At 39.4% G+C, this 19,672-nt stretch carries 12 protein-coding genes; 6 read left to right on the top strand and 6 right to left on the bottom strand.

Annotated elements, in window-relative coordinates:
* Positions 1 to 522: 522 nt before the first annotated feature.
* The 3 genes from RM368_RS35025 to RM368_RS35015 all read right to left on the bottom strand — a co-directional run bounded on the left by RM368_RS35025 (position 523) and on the right by RM368_RS35015 (position 4,147).
* Positions 523 to 1,920: an ATP-grasp domain-containing protein gene (locus RM368_RS35025; RefSeq protein ID WP_322698322.1), complete on the bottom strand. Its 1,398-nt coding sequence runs from the start codon at positions 1,918 to 1,920 to the stop codon at positions 523 to 525.
* A gap of 59 nt (positions 1,921 to 1,979) precedes the next feature.
* Complete coding sequence (locus tag RM368_RS35020) at positions 1,980 to 2,813, bottom strand: O-methyltransferase (RefSeq protein WP_322698321.1); 834 nt, start codon at positions 2,811 to 2,813, stop codon at positions 1,980 to 1,982.
* A 104-nt stretch (positions 2,814 to 2,917) separates the two neighbouring features.
* Positions 2,918 to 4,147 carry a sedoheptulose 7-phosphate cyclase gene (locus RM368_RS35015; protein WP_322698320.1) on the bottom strand — a complete coding sequence of 410 codons (1,230 nt, stop codon included), beginning with the start codon at positions 4,145 to 4,147 and terminating at the stop codon, positions 2,918 to 2,920.
* 1,412 nt (positions 4,148 to 5,559) lie between these two features.
* On the opposite strand from RM368_RS35015, the gene RM368_RS35010 reads away from it, so the two are divergent.
* The 3 genes from RM368_RS35010 to RM368_RS35000 all read left to right on the top strand — a co-directional run bounded on the left by RM368_RS35010 (position 5,560) and on the right by RM368_RS35000 (position 9,182).
* Positions 5,560 to 5,763, top strand: coding sequence for a hypothetical protein (locus RM368_RS35010; RefSeq protein WP_322698319.1), 204 nt, complete (start codon positions 5,560 to 5,562; stop codon positions 5,761 to 5,763).
* A gap of 438 nt (positions 5,764 to 6,201) precedes the next feature.
* Entirely contained in the window at positions 6,202 to 6,693 is a 492-nt protein-coding gene (locus RM368_RS35005) for a hypothetical protein (RefSeq protein ID WP_322675540.1), read from the top strand.
* Positions 6,694 to 8,099: 1,406 nt separating this feature from the next.
* Positions 8,100 to 9,182 (top strand): response regulator, encoded by a 1,083-nt coding sequence (locus RM368_RS35000; protein ID WP_322698318.1) that lies wholly within the window; start codon positions 8,100 to 8,102, stop codon positions 9,180 to 9,182.
* A 305-nt stretch (positions 9,183 to 9,487) separates the two neighbouring features.
* Here RM368_RS35000 and RM368_RS34995 read toward each other — a convergent pair whose 3' ends face one another.
* Both RM368_RS34995 and RM368_RS34990 read right to left on the bottom strand, forming a co-directional pair.
* A complete protein-coding gene (locus tag RM368_RS34995; RefSeq protein ID WP_322698317.1) occupies positions 9,488 to 12,073 on the bottom strand; it encodes a GAF domain-containing protein in 2,586 nt (861 codons plus the stop codon).
* Between the two features lie 615 nt (positions 12,074 to 12,688).
* Positions 12,689 to 13,609 carry a hypothetical protein gene (locus tag RM368_RS34990; RefSeq protein ID WP_322698316.1) on the bottom strand — a complete coding sequence of 307 codons (921 nt, stop codon included), beginning with the start codon at positions 13,607 to 13,609 and terminating at the stop codon, positions 12,689 to 12,691.
* A gap of 580 nt (positions 13,610 to 14,189) precedes the next feature.
* Between RM368_RS34990 and RM368_RS34985 the strand changes: the two genes are divergently transcribed.
* The 3 genes from RM368_RS34985 (at position 14,190) to RM368_RS34975 (ending at position 19,206) form a co-directional block, all read left to right on the top strand.
* A complete protein-coding gene (locus tag RM368_RS34985) occupies positions 14,190 to 15,083 on the top strand; it encodes a hypothetical protein (RefSeq protein ID WP_322698315.1) in 894 nt (297 codons plus the stop codon).
* 12 nt (positions 15,084 to 15,095) lie between these two features.
* Positions 15,096 to 16,073 (top strand): SDR family NAD(P)-dependent oxidoreductase, encoded by a 978-nt coding sequence (locus RM368_RS34980; protein WP_322698314.1) that lies wholly within the window; start codon positions 15,096 to 15,098, stop codon positions 16,071 to 16,073.
* A 793-nt stretch (positions 16,074 to 16,866) separates the two neighbouring features.
* On the top strand, positions 16,867 to 19,206 hold the full coding sequence (locus tag RM368_RS34975) for a cation:proton antiporter (RefSeq protein ID WP_322698313.1): 2,340 nt from the start codon (positions 16,867 to 16,869) through the stop codon (positions 19,204 to 19,206).
* A 272-nt stretch (positions 19,207 to 19,478) separates the two neighbouring features.
* Here RM368_RS34975 and RM368_RS34970 read toward each other — a convergent pair.
* On the bottom strand, positions 19,479 to 19,672 hold a 194-nt coding region (locus RM368_RS34970; RefSeq protein ID WP_322698312.1), incomplete at its 5' end, for a hypothetical protein.

Here is a 19,672-nt window from a genome sequence, read left to right as displayed (position 1 = left end):
GTTACTTCAAATCCTTTACCTGTGGTACTTTAACGAGTATTGTCGCCCCCTCAAGAGTGGGCTATAAGAACCCCACCCCCAACCCCCTCTTCGCTTGCGGGGAGGGGGCTATGATATAGTTAATTCTTCTTTACAGCTATTTTCAGGTAAATAGACCACGCGGTAGGGGCACAGCATTGCTGATATGTGTCAACTTCAGCTGGAAATAGCTGATCTGTTGGCTTACATCCCCGCCCGAAAATAAATTTTCCGGCTTTTAGTTTAAGTTGACTTCAGTAGACTGGAGATTTTTGGCGATATTTAGTCTTCTTCAGATGACTTGAGCTATGAGGCGGGAATTTCAATTCCCGACGGACAAGCGGTTTGGCGTTAAGTTGACACTAATGAGCAATGCTGTGCCCTGACGACAGATGTTGGTTCAAATACATGAAAACTGCTGTAATTACGAATTACGTTAGCGAAAGCGTTGCGGTAGCGACTACTCGAGCGTCCGCACGAGCATCATTACGAATTACAAATTATTTAATCGCCACCTAATTCCACTAGTTTGCCAATGTTGAAGTCTATTTTTACCCATCCTTTGAGTTGTTGCAGATTCTTCAGTAAAAGTAAGGGAATCTGCCAATAATGCAAAGTCAAAAATGGTATAGGGTCATCAAGACTGTAAATAGCATCAGTGCCCCGCACTAAAGTATTAATCGATGTTTGCAATTGTTTCCAAGAACGAATACTAGTTAGTCGCCAGATTTCGTGATGGAGGAAGTAAGTGGGCTTGCTACTTGCTAAAGGTTCCAGAGGTGCAGCTAAGGGAGTTTTACCAAGATAGGCGTCTGCAACACCGGGGTGATTGTAGAACATTGTAATTGCCGAATGGGTACGAGGATTGCATTCAATGGCGTAAACTGTACCGTCTTCAGTTTGGATAAAGTCAAAAGAAACTTGTCCAGTTAGTGCCAAACTCTTGACGAAGTGTTGCACCCATTGACGAATTTGGGGATTTTCGACGTTTTCATAGTTGATTTGAAACGCAGAAGAGTTTGAACAGCAATGCAATCTTAATTCCCCATCGCGCACTGTACTATGTGTGCATAATTCCTTACCAGGAATAAACTCTTGCATAATCCAAGGTTTTTCGGGACTAATGGGTAAACTGTTGACAAAAGCTGCTGTCTCTTCTAGGGTGTGACAGGGAAGTTTGGTTAAATTTAAGCGGCGAACGGAGTCGTAATCAATACTTTTAAGAATATATTTGCGAGTTTCTTGACTAAAATCGAAATTGATAACTTGTTGAGGATCTGTAATTTTAAAAGATTTGGGGACAGATAAGCCAAGCGATCGCGCCCGATCGCTAAAGGCAAATTTATCATCCAACATTTTGGTTATATCTGGATCGAAGTGGAAAACTTCGCAGTATTCTGATAATACAGGCTTTGCTAAAGAGTCATAATAGCTAGCGACAGGACTGCATACAGGTACATAAACGTCAACCTTTTCTTGCTTGACGATTTCTACTAGCGCCTGGATATAGCCTTCTGGGTCTGATTGCGGAGCCGGAACTGTATAAAAACGACTTACCGCTTTTGAAAATCTATGACCAGACAACCAGTATTTGTGACCTTCAATCAAAATAACTCTGTGTCCTGCGGCATGGAAGGAGCGAGCAAGTTGCAATGCTTTAGTCATCTTGGCTCCGCTCACCAAGATAGTCTGAGGATGAGCAGCTACAACAGCTTTTTTCGGAAATGGCGATCGCACAATGCCCCACAGCAAAGATATCAATACTATCAAAGCATTGAACGGCAAGGCTATTAGTAATAATGTCAGAGTACCGAGAGTTTTGAATAGAGCTACTAACTTAGCCCTAACACCTGTTGATGACGTTGGGGATTCAGGCAGAGATAAAGAAATTGATTGTGCCATAAGTCTTTCCTTTGTGTTTATTGTAGAGACGTTGCATTGCAACATCTCTACAAACTTTGTTACACCACGCGTCTAATTAGCGTTATCCCATCTCGGATGGGTAATAGAACTTGCTCTACACGAGGATCGGCGGCGACAACGCGGTTGAACTGAGCGATCGCTTCACCGTTGGCAGTGCGTTGTTCGGGTGGTAGGTAAACTTGTCCCTGCAACAAAGTGTTATCCACACAGATTAAACCGTCGGGAGTCAGTAAGTTACTATCCAAAATGATCTTGAAGTAATCTACGTACTCTTTTTTATCGGCATCAATGAAGATCAGATCGAATACTTCTTTTCTAGCAGCCAGTTTATGGAGTGTTTCTAGAGCAGGTGCTACTTCCACAACGATTTTGTCGCCGTGGGGAGACTCACTAAAGCAAGCCTGAGCAAATTCAGCAACATAAGGATCTACTTCGCAACCGATAAGTTGCCCATCACTTGGTAATGCTTCTGCCATTGCTAAAGCTGAATACCCTGTGAACATTCCTACTTCTAAAATCCGCTTTGCTTTGGTGATATGAACAAACATTTTCAATGTCTGTCCTTCCAGATGTCCTGAGAGCATTTCTTGCTCTAGTTGACGCACTGTTTCACCATCACTGAAGCGTTTGCTCCAGTCTTCAATGCTTGTTTTTTGCGCTAATGCTGTTAATGCGTTCGATTCCGGGGTGGTGTAATCATCCAAGTAGGGATCTAAACCCGCCGCTAATTGAACTCCCTGCCGTAAAGAATCTAATATCTCTACGGGAATGTTCTTCTCTTGGGCTAATTGGAGGGTTTGCTGTAGCTGGGCTACTAAGATACTGTGTGGCGTTATCGGTCTAGCTGTTTCTCGCCCTAAAACACTCGTCACGTCGCTTCGCTCCGAATTCAAAATTCAAAATTCAAAATTCAAAATTAATGATCCCCGTAAATAAATTTAGGGGCTTGTATCATGAGTCGTTTTCGGTCATATCTTTACACCCCTACTAGCTTGCCTTTTTGACTTTCAATGTATGCGTCAACCCCTTCTCCGCCACGAGGGTATTTAGCACAAAGACGTTTGTGTTCAGCTAGGGCAGCATCAAGTTCTTCACGAGTCAGATCGTTAGCAAAGAAGCACTCACCAATCGGACGAGGCATAGCTGCGCGTTGTTTGCCATCTCGTGTCAAGCTTATAGACTGGGTAGCATACCAGAGCAAATCCCCATCTAAAAGAGGGTGATCGAGTGATAAACCGATACGACTCATCAAGTCTAGGATGCGATCGCGCTCTTCTGTGGAGATATAGCCGCGTTGTGCTGCAATGGTTGCAGACAAAGCCATATCTATATTGACCGCATGACCATGATATAGAGGTATCTGAGGTGCTAATTCTAAGGTAGGACTCCAAGTGTGACCGTAGGCGATGACGCGATCGAGGTCTATTTCATGCAAGTTAGGAGTCTCTAACTCCAACATAGTTTTGATTGCTTCATAGTTGACTTTATGGGCAATCTCTTTAATTTCCGGTGTTGCATTGACATGTCCAAAGTGAGTGGAAAGCAGTTCTTCGCCATGTTTGTATAGCAGTTCAAAGACTTCCAAGTTAGAAACTACCGCAATTTTCACCAACTCTGCCATCCCATTGCGAACTTGAGCAGTTGGCAAGGTTTTTAAGAATGAGAAATCCAGAATCACTTTCAAAGGTGCATGATATGCTCCCAAGCGATTTTTTTCCTTACGATGATTAACTGCAACCTTAATTGCTACACCTGCATCAATTAAACCAATCAACGTGGTAGGAATGCGGATATAGTTGCTCTTGCGACGGTAAGCAGCACAAGCAAATCCAGCCACATCAGTAACTAGACCACCACCGACAACTAAAACTGGTTCTTTACGAACTAAACCGAAGTTCGAAAAAGCGTCAACAATTTTTTCAAAGGTTGCCAGGGTTTTAGCCGGTTCTGTAATGATGATCGGAAATACTGTCAGTTCAATGTCATAGTGTCTAAAATATGACTTGATTTGATCGCCATAAAGTTCATTAACATTGGCATCAATTACAATCAGACAGCGACCAAATTTGGCGTAGCTATCTGCAATTTCTCGGTTTTCAATATCAAATGCACCGTTCACATAGACAAGACTAAAATCGATTTTTTCGTAACCTTGCACGTGAAATGCAGTTTCGGTAGCTTCAAATGATGCTTGAACTTTATTCATGTGTGTTGACCTGATTCCAATTACAAAATTGTGAGATTTCGGTAATAGTTGCGATTTACCTTCATGAATGCCAGCAAACGACTATGCTTTTTACCTTTTCAGATAAAAGACAGGACAAAATTAGCTTTTTATTAAAAGCTAACGTTTATTACTGACTGGCAATGTTTTTAAACAACATTATTCATTTGAGTAAATTCTGTAGATGGGTTAACCTTTAATTTGGCATAACCTCAAACAAGTCAACTAGCCATACTAGCAGTATATTGGCACAATACTTGCCTGCTTCTTCTGTGGATTGTTGACTTTAAATTTAGGAAATTCATCTGAATTCAGATTTATTCCACTACATGTAAATATAGTGGCTTTCCAACTGTACCATTTCGCAAAAATTCTAGTCTAGGCAACTGATTGTATCGTCGATCTCCAAGCTTCAATTTGAGATTAGAACCCTGATTAATCGTTAGTTTGCTATTTGTTAGCATTAGTCTCAAACCTTATATTACTAAACTCGCTACATTCTATTTGCTTCATAATAACAGTTGACTTTTAGGAAGTTTACCTGAATTTTTATTAACTCCACTATATTTGTCTTTAACAACTTTCCGATCGTTAGATTTTGCAAGACTCATATCTTAGTAAACTACTCATATTGTTTATCATTGTCTATCTCTAGGCTGACATTTGATATTACAGAAATGATTAATTCTCATCTTGCTGTTTTTTTTGCATTAGTCTCAAACCATAAAATGGCTAAAAACAAAGATGACTCACTGCATTCTATTCAAAATACCAGTACAATATCTCCTCATTAATAAAGTCTAATACTCAGTAATCAACATACTTACCTCAGTAACTCCTGAAAATTCAGAATTTAAATGTATCTGAGTTCCTTGTAACAAAAGCTTAACTTTTTTTAAGGAATACTTGTGTGTATTAAAGGTTTCTAAGTTTGCTGAAATTGCCTTCTTAGCCCTAAATTAAGCTTTTTCAGTTAAAACCAACAAATAATTTACTAATTGGTAACTGAAAAGTACAACACAAATCATAACATTACAGTAATACAAATCATAACATCTGTAAATATCTTTAAGTCAATCCACCATGCGAAGTGTACTGTATAACTAAACATCTAAAAGAGTATGTCTTAAGATAGATGCTTTATACGAAAATATATGAAATAAAGCTATATTTAATATTTTGTCCGACTAAAGACTTATCATTTAGATCGTAGATTGCATTTCTTGCTGGGGGAAAGAGACTTTTGGGATTTTTGCACAGATGCGGTAATCATCAGTAATTAACCGGACTTGACATAACAGATATTTGGTGAATTTACAGCTATTTTCAGGTAAATAGACCACGTGGTAGGGGTGCAAAACCTTGTACCCCTACGATAAGTGTGGTTCAAATACATGAAAACTGCTGTAATTATGGGTTATGTTGCTCGAAATCCGTCGCTTTTGTTGGTTATAGATGCACGTACATACAATATTTCACTTTTGCAGGCAGATTCACGGGTAAAAGCTCGTGATTTATCGAATAAACTCAACAGTACACTAATTCACACAGATAGTAAAATATTGCCACGATATGCGATCGCAAATGGCGTAGTCTAAGACATTGTGGAACACACGCTGTTTTCATATCATATCTGCGTTCAAAAATGACAATGTTACTGTTATGCTAGATAGCTGTCAAAGGAGAGAATGAGTACGATCGCTTAGTTACTTTACAATAAAAAGTTAAGTATTTATAAATATTGGGATTGAGTTCATAATTAAAGGGCAACCTATACATAAATAACTCTTAACCTAAGCGTATTGAGTTATGGATTCTTAAGAGTTGCTCAAAAGTCATGCTTGAGTATTTCTCGCAGAAAAAATCTATTTAAATTGCTTTTTATAAAATCTTAAGATTTATTAACTTAGTTTAAAAAATCTTGGTATTGACTTCAGAATGTTAAGAGCGATCGCTTTGTAAAGGTTAATTGATATTAGTTGTCAAATTGCTGGTGAAGTTAGAAACTAAAGAAATACAACACATGCAATTATTTTATGACTGCTATTTCTAACATTGAATTCAAACGACCAATTTGGCAAACCGCGATCGTATTGACCTTGGGCTTTTGGCTCAGTGCTAGTCTAGTTTTAGATTGGGTAATTATGCCTAGTCTTTATCTTTCTGGGATGATGAGTCAAGCTGGTTTTACGACAGCAGGCTATGCGATTTTTTGGAACTTCAATCGGATGGAATTATTATCAGCTGCTGTAGTGCTGACTGGGGCACTAGCTTTGAGCAAAACCCGATATCACTGGAGTATTGGCAGTATTGTTTTATCTGTGCTGCTGTTGACTATCGCTGTGCTTGACACTTATTTCTTAACTCCGCAGATGTGCGCTATAGGAGTTCAACTCAACTTATTTGAAGCTGCTGCTGCTATTCCATCGACAATGAATTTACTACACGGTAGTTATTGGCTGCTGGAAGTAGTCAAGCTGATAGCTGGTGGTACACTTTTAAGCTGGTGCTGGCGGGAGCAATTTTAAGTAGATGGAGAAAGTATAACGGTGAGAATGTCCACTTATAAATCTCACTCTGAAGACGCAAAGAAATTCTTTGCGTCTTTTTGCTACATATATCTTATGGGTTGATGAATGTGATGTTTACGACAGGCTACGCCTAAGCGTACAATTTTGTATTTATATTTGTGATTTTTCAAACTTAGGATTTTTCGGTTAAATTGCTACCATAAAATAATTCAGTTTTTTCTAAGCGTAATTCAATAAGCAAACATATAATTATCTTTTACTATGCATTTTCAGCTTTCCCGGACATTTTAACAAATAAATATTTATAACAATTCTCTGGAAGATGATATCAATTAGTTTTCATGTTTACTTGACTGATTTATTATGAAGTTTATATATTTCTGCTAATTTTTTTTGAAAATTATAGTAATCTAAGTTTTAGTTAGTATGTTACTTGTTATCTACCATCTAGCTGAAAACAGCTATTTTGCAAGCTATCTACTACTAATCAAGAATTTCCCAGTAAGTTCTTGAATTTGTCACACCGATTTGTGCAGGGTGATTATTTAGGTTCACACAACATTAAAACCCGTTTCCAGTACTTATGAAGAGATTCCCTTCTGCTGATTTAGTCGCCTGCGCATCTCACCACACACTATCATGGCGGCAATTATCAGCAAACTCATTCTTAGGCGGAGGTTTACCATTATTGTTGTGCAAGCGATAATTTTGCCGAATCCCAAAACTAAGAGTTGCTCTACAATCACAAACTTAAGTAAGATATTGAACTTTTGGAATGCTTAGTTTTGAATAATACTTTTTTGATTGTAAAGTTACCCTCAAGAATAAACTTCTTGAAAAAGTACCCAGCGACTTTCGTCACGGATATAAAAACATACTTCGTCAGCGCGCAATTAATGCTTATAAGTCTTGATGGAGAAACATTTACGTTTACATTACAGTAGATTTTGGTCGCTCCAGACTTGAGGATAAGGGACAAAAAACTTTTGCAAGAGAATTCAAGTATCTATAATTTTAGGCTACAAAATACGGATAACAATGATACTTTTGTGACTGATGGGCGAGAGCCAATGGTCTTTGTGTGGCACTTGAGTTACTGTTAGATTGGCTAGATTAGCTAAAGATACAGAAAACCAATCTAATTTTTGAAATACTATATCCTGACAATTAGTCGGGCAATTTTGCTATTGGTCAGTAGCATTAATTGGTTTAGTTGTAAGTTGTGGATTATAGCTTAACAGAGATTGGTGAATTAAGAGTTGGGGGGTGTGGAATCTCTGTACTAACTCAAATATGACCGCTATATTTATCTGAATAGTGCTTTCAACAAAGTCACGTGAATTCCGAAAACGTAATTCACTAATTTTGCCTGCAAATGTTAATTTTATTTCAGAGCGATCGCAATGAAGACACTTCCGATTAGTAGATACAGATTTTTTCAAAAGCTCCAGCCTCTAACTTTGTTGAAAAAAATCACTGGTAAGTCGGTTACTGGTTGTTTACAAGTGTTTAGCACATCAGGCTCTTGGTCAATATATGTAGATGAGGGGAAACTAATTTATGCTAGCTACTCAGAGAAAATGTTTGAGCCGCTTTACAGAAATTTGCAACGCTTGAGTCAGCAAATTTCTACTCTCCCTGACGGAATCAAAGATCAGTTGCGGGCGATATTTGAAACTGGTATTGAAAATCAGGCAATACCGAACCCAGATTATCTGGCTATTTGTTGGTTAGTCAATCAGAAATATATCAGTTCTTCTCAAGCAGCAATGCTGATAGAGCAATTAGCCCTAGAAGTTCTAGAGTCATTTCTGAATTTAGAGGAGGGAAGTTATGAATTTATTCCTGAGAGTTTTCTGGATGATATGCCAAAGTTTTGTCATCTAAATGTTCGTTTATTAGTTGAACGATGTTTAACGCCCCAAAATGCAGCGGTTTATCGTCAAACATCACCAAGTTATCAATCACATACCTCACAATTTTTCCAAATAAATGAACTACAATCTAAAGCCAAAACTACGCCAAAATTGCCGAAAATACACAGCTTTAAACCAGCAGCCTACTCGATTAATACTAATGCACACAGGGGTCAGCAAATCATCCAACCGCCTGCTGACAGAAAAATCTACACAATCTTGTGTATTGATGACAATCCTACGGTATTGAATGCTATTAAAAGTTATTTAGATGAGCAAACTTTTTCTGTTATCGGAGTCACTGATTCTTTAAAGGCTCTAATGCAGATTATCCGGATAAAACCAGACATAATTTTGTTAGATATATCAATGCCTAATCTTGATGGATATGAACTCTGCTCTTTGCTGCGTAAACACTCATATTTTAAAAATACGCCTGTGATTATGGTGTCAGAAAAAGTAGGATTTCTAGATAGAGCTAAAGCTAAGATGGTGAGAGCATCAGGCTATTTAACTAAGCCTTTTAAACAAGGAGATTTACTAAAAGTTATTTTTCAACATATTGTTTAATTTACTAATATAGCAAATCACTCCATTTAAACAGCCTATTATTTTAGATTGGGTAATATCATGTCCGCCTAATTAGTTATAATTCGCGGATCTGTACAAAAACTAAGAAATCCTCTTTTCCCCAGCAATAACTGCGGTTTTAATGATAAGTCTCTCAGCAAACACGATATAACAGATTTAGCTTGTGTACCTCGCCACAATTGAAATCTGCTACACAAGTTGTTAAAAGTGACAAATAATCAGTTAATCTATATATTTTTTAAAATTGGTATTAGTTACAAGCCCTAATCGAAAAGTCGGTGGAGTTATTTTTCCTGAAATGTCCAGACTCCTTCATCCCAATCTGATTCTGTTGGGGGTGATTGTAACCAATGCTGACAACGCAACAGATGCAACATAGCAGCTTTGTCCTGGCTGTCTGCTGCCAAAACTAGGGCAAATTCAGCTCTAGCACGGTTAAAATCGCGTTTGAGGTAATATTCGCGTCCTTTGTGATAATGCTCAATCACTTGCAATTTTTCGCTTTCAATTGGATTGGAACGCAAACCCAGTAATTCGTATATGGCTACTGGTTCGTTTCTACCCTTAACACGAATGTAATCTAGTTCCCTAGCCCAAATATTGTCTTGGCAAGGTTTAAAAGTGTTATGGCTAATAATAATATCGCAACCATACTGTTTACTAACACTTTCTAATCGGGAGCCAAGATTAACGCCATCACCAATGGCGGTAAATTCCATCCGTTTACTAGAGCCAATATTCCCACTAATCACGGTATCTGAGTTGATGCCAATACCGATTTTAATTCTGGGCTTATTATCTATATGGCGACGTTGATTAAATTCGTGTAAGCGATCGCGCATTTCTAAGGATGTTTGTACTGCCATCCAAGCGTGTTCTTCTAATGGTAGAGGAGAACCAAATACAGCCATGATGGCATCGCCGATATATTTGTCAAGAGTGCCTTTATGTTTAAAAACTGCCTCCACCATTGATTCAAAATATTCATTGAGCATACTCACCACTTCTTCTGCTTCCAAGTTTTCTGTTAATGTGGTGTAACCGCGAATATCGGAAAATAAAATCGAAACTTCTTTGCGATCGCCTCCGAGTTTAGCGTCATCTAATTTCAGCAATTCTTCGGCTAATTCCTGGGTCATGTAGCGGTACATTGTACTCTTGAGCCGCTTTTCATCACTGATGTCTTCCATCACTACCAGCGCTCCCCGGACTTGCTCTTGGTCGCTAGCATCGGCTATTGTGTTAATCGATAAATTGATACTATGTTGTTCTGTACCAGTGCCGATCAGTGTGCGATCCGGGTAATATTGCTGACGACCTTTTAAGTCAACTGCATGTAAAGCATCCTGATACCACTTGCTAAAGTCGCCTTCTTTGATGCCGATCGCGTCAGTAACTAATTTACCTTCTAAACGGTCATCTACTCCCAGCCCTAGCAAACGTTGGGCGCTTTCATTGGCGGCGATAATTAACCCAGTTTTATCAGTGGAAACCACGCCATTGGAAAGACTACGCAGAATATCCCGTTGCATTTGTTCTTGTTGCTTGACTGTGGCAAATAACTGAGCATTTTGCAGCGCGACTCCCGCTTGAATATTAAAAGCTTCCATAAACTCTTCATCGTTGCGGTCAAAGCTAGCTTGGAAGCAGTCGGGAGCTTTGGGCCAATCAGCTGGATTATAAGGGGGAAAGTCCCCGGATTTCTTTTTATTTACGAGTTGGGTAACACCAATCAGTTGTTGATCGGCATTAAATACTGGCATACAAAGCAAGCTACAGGTACGATAACCATTTTGCTGGTCTAGTTTTTGGGCTGTCTCTGAGTCAGGATCGTAGTACAAATCAAAGCCAATATTCAACTTCTTACCAGAAGCCGCTACTATCCCAGCAAAACCTCTACCTACAGGGACTCGTAACTCTTTGGTTGAACCATCATCCTGAGTGATTTTCGTCCACAATTCATCGCGATCGCGGTCTATTAACCATAGTGTACTGCGATCGGCATTCATCAGTTCCTTGGCTTCATCCATCACCCGCTTCAGGGTGTCTTCTAAGTCAAGACTGCTTTGAGAAAGTGACTTGATTGCCTTCATCAGCGCCGCTACTGCTCTTTGTTTTTGAGTAGCTACATAAAAAGAGCGCGAGGACTCTAAAATCAGACAAATCGAAGGAGCAAATTCTTGAAATAATTGTTCGTCAGCACGGGTAAAACCTTTGGTATCAATGCGCTCTGCAAGTAGAGCATCATAATGATTCTTAGATTTTAATTTATTCAGTAATTGCACTACTGCAACTAATTGCCCATGTTCATTTAAGAGTGGCAAAGCTAGCATGGTGTAGGTGCGATAGCCAGTTCTCTTTTCTTGTTCTTGGGCAAAATGCGATCGCGGATCGTTATAAAAATCAAAGGGAATATTGATAACTTTCTTGAAAGTGGCGACTTCACCACCAATGCCTTTATTTGCGGGGATGCGAATTTCTAAAGACCGACCGCCCTCGCCCTCAGCTAGAATTGACCAAAGTTCTTGTTTTTCTTCATCCAATAAAAATATTGTCGTTCGGTCTGCCCCCAGTAATTCTCCGGTTTTCAAGGTAATCGAATGCAACATTTCTTGCAGAATGGTTTCAAACCCATGAGAATCCAACATTGATAGGGTTTGATGAACAATCTGTAATTTTTGCTCGACATCCTGAACAACCTGTTTAAAAGTATCCTGAGTTAGGGGAGCAAGAAACGTAGAAAAAGTTCCTTGTCTTGTGGCAAGAGCACCCACAGGAGCAGAATTTGCTGTTAATTCGAGGTTTTCTTGGTTGTTACCACCAATAATTAAATCGGTGGTTTCCCCATAACTTCCTTGATACGCTGGCATAACTGGTATTTTATTTAACAGAATGAGGTTTTAGATTTAACAATGAGATTAAATTTATGTAAGTGGTGTTAAAAGCAACAATTGCTTGACATTATCCATAGTTTAATCGCTTGTTTAGCCAGCGTCATCCTGTGAATAAACGCTCAAGTTGATTACCAATAAGCATGGCTTGACCAAAACCCCTTCCCACTGGTGGATACAGATGATAAAGAGGGGGTCAGACCCCTCATAGAAACGAGAAAACAATGTTTTCCACAGGCTAGAGATTATTAGTGTAGCCTCATAATATTTTCCAGAAACAGACTAATGAGCATTGCTGTATCCGTAAGATATAGTCGATTTATCTGAAAATTGCTGCAATCATTAAGTAATTATACGCATTTTTTAGAGTGAGTGCGATCGCTTCCTGTCGCAGATATGTTAGCTGGAAAAAGAAGTGTTGAGTAAAAAATATTAGTACAGGTCGGCAGTAATAAACCACTTTATTTGTCTGTTGTGATGCCTGTGTCCGACTACCAGAGGAAACGCATCTTATTTCCTAATAAAAACTAAACATATAAAAGCACATTTTTGCATCGATTTTTTTGGTCTAGTCGCTCCCTTGTTTACATAAAATCATTCAGGATCAGAAATTGAAAAAGGATTTGTACAATAGAAAGAATAAGGATTATCATAATCACGATAGTGAGGTACTGTAAACTGATTATTATCTTCAGAAGCTTTTATTCGGCAATATGGTTCTAAGTTGAGGTCTATCATATAATCGTTACCACCTCCTAGAGAAGGTTTAACTTCTTTGGTTTTTTTTGAAACCGAAAAATGACAAACCCATCGATGTACTGGATAAGCATGTGGTTTGTTTGTTAAAATCTCAGCCCTTCCTGGTTTTATAGTATCTCCTTTACTTTTGTCAAAAAGAGAGTTATCTTTAGCATATTTTTCCATTTGCATTACTATAGTACTGTGCTTACATACTTCGTTCATTTCCATTTTTTTACCAGCACTTTTCTTATTATACTCTTCATTAATGTATTCACCAAAAACAGGCGTATATCTCAAATAAATTCCCCTTTTAGATATATTTTTATTTTCATCTTCTATTGAGTATTCACAACTAAATGGTAACAAGCTCACATTCTTATTATCCTCGAATGCTTTATAAGAAGCAGTTACAGTACCTGATTTGTTCTTGGTTTCTAATTCTTCTTCTATCAATTTTGTGGTTTCTTGACATATTTTATTTTGGTAAGTTGAATCGGAAATTCTATTGATTATAAAACTTTGATATAAATTTCCACCCGTTAAAAATACAATCAAAAAAATTAAGGAATTGGCAATAACAGGGTGATTACTTAAAAAATGTGCAAAAAATGTATTATTTATAAACTTAAAATAAGGAGAATTAGGAAAAATACTATTAAATAAGTTATAAACAATATTATTTTGTTCAGAAGAATTTGGGTCTGGTGTATTAGAAGAATTTGGGTCTAGTGTATTAGAAGAATTCGGATCTGGTTTCTTAGGTGTATTGGACATAACGTTAATTTTTAATTATTTAGATATTTTTTCATTTAATTGAAAACATTGAGAACAAGAAAAAGTTGACTCCAGTTATCAAAAGTGATGTTCATGCAAATACATTGAGTCTAATGACGACCCATTTGGTTAAAATCCCTATCTGCTTTAATACAAATCCTAAATTGTTTATTACGCTTTCCGAGGAAAAAATCTATCTTAGGGAATAGTTAAGAATGAGAGGCCCTAAGGTCGATAGAATAAGCTTTTCAAGCCAATGCATACTAAGTATATACACTGTCTTCAAAGTATCCTATTTTTGCCATTACCCTTAAGTCACCACCTTTAAATTTACTTTATAAATAGCCTATAAAGACTTTATTCCCTACTAGCAACTTGCTTATCCATCAATTTACTCTTGACAGAGTACTACTAGCTCATAAATATTCATTTTTCTACAACTAGAGTTAATTAAAAATATTAAGCACAATATTATCTCAGCCAAACATAAATATAAAATCAGATTCAATCTTTGAGTTGACCCATATTTACATGGGATGGAACATTCACCCTATTGTTATCAATCCACAGGATTATTTTAATGAAAAAATTAAATACTCAAGTATTTTTAGGCTTGACAGGTGCATTTTTGGCAGTCGGATCTTCCAGTTTGCTAGCTAGAGAAATTCCCATACAGAGTACATCAAAGCTCAGAAAGGATTTGTTAGCGCAATTAGAAACCAATCCAAATGTCAATGAGTATTTGGAGAAAAATAAACCAGAAAGTTATAAGGCTCTGAAAAAACAGTTAGATGCAGGGATTGAGGATGCAAAAAGACCGAGTGAAGATAAAGTAATAAAAAATCTTTGGTCGTTGTCAAAAACTAATCCTCAAATCAAGTGGAGAGAAAATAACGGCAAAATTGAATATCTGATGGCAAGTTGGAAATATGTCAAAAACCCAACCGAGGATTGGAAAGTAGGTACAAAAAAAAGTATAGAAGCACGGACTTGGTTAACAGCCGTTCCTCAAGTTAAGGAATTTTGTCAAAATTGTAAGGGGATAGGTATAAATATTCCCGGTAATATTATGCTTTCTCTGAGGTTACAGCAGTATTTAGGCTTAATTTTAAATAGAAATTCAAATAAGACGCATTTTGTCGAAATGTGGGTGAAAGCTGAAGATTTAAGTAGACCATGTGTCGATCCAGAAATTAATGATTCTAGTTGTAATGTTTTTAAGATTCCGATTCCTGCTAGTTATCCGATTTTGCAAGAGATATACACAACTTCTTATGCCGTTGCTAGCCAAGAACATTATCCTTGGACGGGTTTAGGTTACACCTATGATTGGGGAAATCCGAAAAAACCTCGTGAAGGAGCTAGTGAATTTCTGATCGACGGAACTAAAGAAAAACCGATAGAAGTAGAAGTTGTTTCAGTCACAGCGACGAAAGAATATTGTAATAATCAATATTTAACGCTAAAAAATTAGAAATGAGCGCTCATGAAACACCTTGAAGGTAAAGTGGCTTTGGTAACAGGTGCGACGCGGGGAATTGGTAGAGGAATTGCCATTGGTCTTGGTGAAGCAGGTGCAACTGTATACGTCACGGGTCGCAGCCTCAACAACTCTTCCAGTGAGGGGGTTTCAGGAAGTCTTAGTGAAACGAAATCAGCCATTGAGGAAGTCGGTGGTGTATGCATTCCCGTCCAAGTAGACCACAGCGAGGATGAGCAGGTGCGTTTGCTTTTCGATCGCATTCAAGATGAGCAAAATGGCCAACTCGACCTATTGGTAAATAATGCTTACTCAGGAGTTCAGGCATTAAAAGACGCTCAGGGACAGCCTTTTTGGGATTCTGAACCAAGTCTTTGGGATGCTAGCAACAATGTTGGTCTTCGCAGCCACTATGTTGCAAGTGTTTTTGCAGCTCGGATGATGACTAAGCGTAACTCTGGACTCATTTGTACTATTTCCTCGTGGGGTAGTATGTTTTATCTGTTTAATACAGTTTATGGTGTTGGTAAAGCAGCTTGCGATCGCCTTGCTGCTAATATGGCTGTTGAGTTAAAACCCTATAACGTCACTTCTGTTTCAATTTGGCCGGGTATTGTTGGTACTGAGCTTTTTTCTAGTTTTGCTTCTGAGATGAAACAAACTAATGCTAATCACCCGAAAAACTCATTCTTGAGCGATCGCTACAACTGGGAAACTCCGTTATTTACTGGACGAGCGATCGCTGCACTTGCTAGTGAGCCAAATCTTATCCGCCATACAGGACGCGTACAGATTGTTGCCGAACTGGCTAAGAAATATAATCTTGTAGATGAAAATGGCGATCGGCCCGCATCATTACGCTCTCTGCGTTTTGTACTACCTGCTGCGTTGCCTGTACTGAGAAACTACTCATGGCTCATACCTGATATTAAACTGCCGTGGTCGCTGCTATTATTGAATGCCCTCAGTTCCCCTAAAATTTAACGTGAGTTCGACGAGTGCTATTTTGACCTCTCCCCCAGCCCCTCTCCTACGTCCCTTGCGCGTCTCGAACGCGAGTGCGTCTCTGAAAGAGAAGAGAAGAGAGGGGAGCAAAAACCCTCTAATTTCGTTACTCCTCCCTCTCCCAAGGGGAGACGCACTCGCGTTCGCCTTTTAGGCTACGGTGTACACACATCTCTAAAAATCCTACCCACCCAATATTTTTGTTCAAGTAAAAGTCCCACACTGAGCAAATATCCCGCCCTGAACTAAAGTTCCAGGCTGATAGCTAAAGTCTTCTAAAAGAAGACTAAATAAGAAATTTAGTTTAGTCTTCTTTTAGAAGACTTTCGTTATGAGACTCGGAATTTATTCCGAGGCGGGATAGATACACTGCACCAACACTTGTGTGTACACCGTAGCTCCTAAAAGGAGAGGAAGGCTGGGAAAAAGAGGTCTGTCTAACTCACGTAAATTTAATGGGCATCGGGCATGGAGCCAGAAAAGATGCGTCTTAAATAATGCAATAATAAGTCTTTGATCTCCGTTAACGAGTATTTGAAGTGGATGAATCCACCTTTGAACTCCGTTAACGAGTGTTTGAACTGGATAAATCCACCTTTGATACTCGTGAATCAAAATACCTTTAAAAACCTTGATGTATCCTTACTGCTCACCTACTGTCCACTCCTTTAAAAATAAGTAAATTTTGTCATTCCTTTATTAAACAAGCTGTTTGAGATCGTAAAACGTTTGTATTCTGAATTAATAAGTCTTAATAGTTCTTTTAAAACTGGTGCAAGAAGATTTTCGGTTAATTGTTGATTTAGTTTTAGTTCTAGGTGTTGCAGCCTGTGGCGGACTATTAGCGGCACTTTTGCAACAACCCGTGCTGCTGGGGTATCTCATTGGTGGGATAGTCATTGGGCCAACGGGACTGGGATTGATTAAAGAACTGATTCAAGTCGAGACTCTGGCACAGTTCGGGGTCGCCTTTTTGTTATTCGCCTTGGGTGTAGAATTTTCCTTTGCGGAACTGAAGAAGGTAAAAGCGATCGCTCTTGGTGGAGGTGGACTCCAGATTGCTTTGACAATTTTGGTGACAGTTTTAGTCTGCGGGTTAAGCGGAGCCTGGGGAGCCTTACCTGCGAAGGGGATGTTTTTGGGGTGTATTCTGTCTTTGTCTTCCACAGCGGTTGTCCTTAAGTGCTTGATGGAGCGTAACGAAACAGAAACGCCCCACGGGCAAGTGATGCTAGGGATTTTAGTAGTCCAGGACTTGGCACTAGGACTGATGTTAGCAGTCTTACCAGCCCTCAACCAACCAGCAGAAACTATTGGCATCGCTGTCCTAACAGCGCTAGGTTCGATTGCTTTATTTGCTGCTGGGGCTGTAGCTGCGGGGATTTGGCTGATACCGCCTTTGTTGCAACTGCTAGCCCGTACCGAAAGTAAAGAACTATTTTTATTAGGGGTTGTAGCCCTGTGTTTAGGCATTGCCCTGTTGACAGAGCATTTGGGACTGTCCATTGAAATGGGGGCATTTGTCGCGGGTTTGATGATTTCTGAGGTGGAGTACGCCGACCAAACCCTGACTTATGTCGAACCACTGCGAGATATCTTTGCCAGTTTATTTTTTGCCGCCATTGGGATGTTAATTGACCCAGTGTTTTTGTGGAACAACCTGGAATTAATTTTGGTATTAGTGGCAATAGTTTTCGTCGGTAAATTTTTGATTATCACGCCCTTAGTGAGACTGTTTCGCTATCCTTTGAAAACAGCCATAATCGCCGGTTTGGGACTGGCGCAAATTGGGGAATTTTCCTTTGTTCTCGCTAGTGAAGGGCAGTCTTTAGGGCTGGTGTCTCGACAAATATACTTATTAATTTTGGGAACCACCGCAGTCACTCTGATGCTGACTCCTTTTGTACTGCGGTTAGTGCCATTTTTATTTAACTTTGCCGAATCAATGCCTTGGTTAAAACCGTACTTACAAGAAGATGAGGTGCAGGATGTGTCGGAAGATTTGCCTCTCAAAGACCATGTAGTAGTTTGCGGCTATGGGCGAGTCGGCAAGAATTTGGTGAAGTTGTTGCAGCAACACGACCTACCTGTGCTAGTAATCGACCAATCGGAGAGGAGAATTCAGCAGTTGCGCGAGGCTGGGGTGTCTTATGTCTATGGTAATTGCGTTAGTTTACACGTTTTGGAAACTGCTGGGGTGAATCATGCCAAAGGAATGGCGATCGCACTCCCAGATCCCATAAGTACTCGTCTTTGCTTGAAACGCGCTTTAGAATTGCGCCCAGAATTAGATTTGGTTGTCCGTGCTACCCAGGATAAAAATATTGAGGTGCTGTATCAATTGGGAGCCAGGGAAGTTGTACAACCAGAGTTTGAAGCCAGCTTAGAAATGGCAACCTATTTATTAACTGGCTTAGGCTTGTTGTCGCCGCCTGTAGTCCAACGAGAAATGCAGCAAATCCGCAACGATCATTATTTAGATTTGCGCCCAGAGCGCTCTGCAACTGAAGTTGCTCGTGATTTGCGCCAAGCCACCCGCGATTTAAATCAGCGCTGGTATCCTCTGCCATCGAATTCGCCCTTAATTGGCATGAGCGTAGAAGAAGCAGATATGCGCTATTTAACAGGAGTGAGTTTGATGGCGATTCGCCGCGCTAACGGCGAAGAAATCGATTATCCCAAAAATCAAACCAAATTGGCAGAAGGCGATCGCTTATTGGTGGTGGGAGCTGATGAAGAACTAGCAGCTTTGGCAGAATTCGCTAAGGGACAAGTGGCTGTTCCCGGAGAAAATAGTGCTTGTCAGTGGGTTACAGTCAATGCAGACGCGCCAACACTAGGTAAAACCCTTGCAGATTTAGATATCGCCAAGCAATATGGAGTCGAAGTACAAGCGATCCGGCGAGATGGCAAGTTTATCCGCTATCCGGATGGGGGCATGGATTTGCAAGTCGGCGACCAAGTATTGTTATGTGGTGGTTTGACAGGTTTGAGTCAACTACAACAGTTATTTGCGATCGCCAATCCAGTACCCCTGTCTATCCCAGTGGTGAAAGCTGGTGAAGCAGAAGCGCTCAAAGACTTTTTACCTGTCGATAGAGTGACTGATTGAACTTTAAGACTTTGCAAGCCAAGTGGCTGAATATAGCGATCGCGCCTTTGGGATGGTAGTGACTTGCCTCTCAAGAGGTGCTTTTTCATATTTTTTAGGATAATACCCAGATCCAAGATGTTATCTCTAATGCGGACATCATCATGGATTGAGTAATTTGCAGCTCAGTTTCGGTAACAGTCCATCCATAAAAGCTTAAGAGGATGTTTAAAAACTGGTTGCAGGATAAGGCGACAAATCAAGCTTGAGGACTGGCGATCTTTTGCCTTTGACTACTCTAAATTTTGATTCTCTTTTGCAGAAAAGTATTTAATGGGGTCATCTGCTTGATCTTTGCCAATCGCAGAAGTTTTTGGTCTATTAAATTTGATTATCTTGTTTGAGAAGGAACTTCCAAGAAATAAATTATTCAAGGTGATTTCTAGGAAAGAATTTACCAATGGAGGTAAAATGTACCCTTGATGCA

Source organism: Nostoc sp. DedSLP03 (assembly GCF_034530815.1).
Classification (GTDB): domain Bacteria; phylum Cyanobacteriota; class Cyanobacteriia; order Cyanobacteriales; family Nostocaceae; genus Nostoc.
This window is presented reverse-complemented; position numbering and strand designations above follow the sequence as displayed.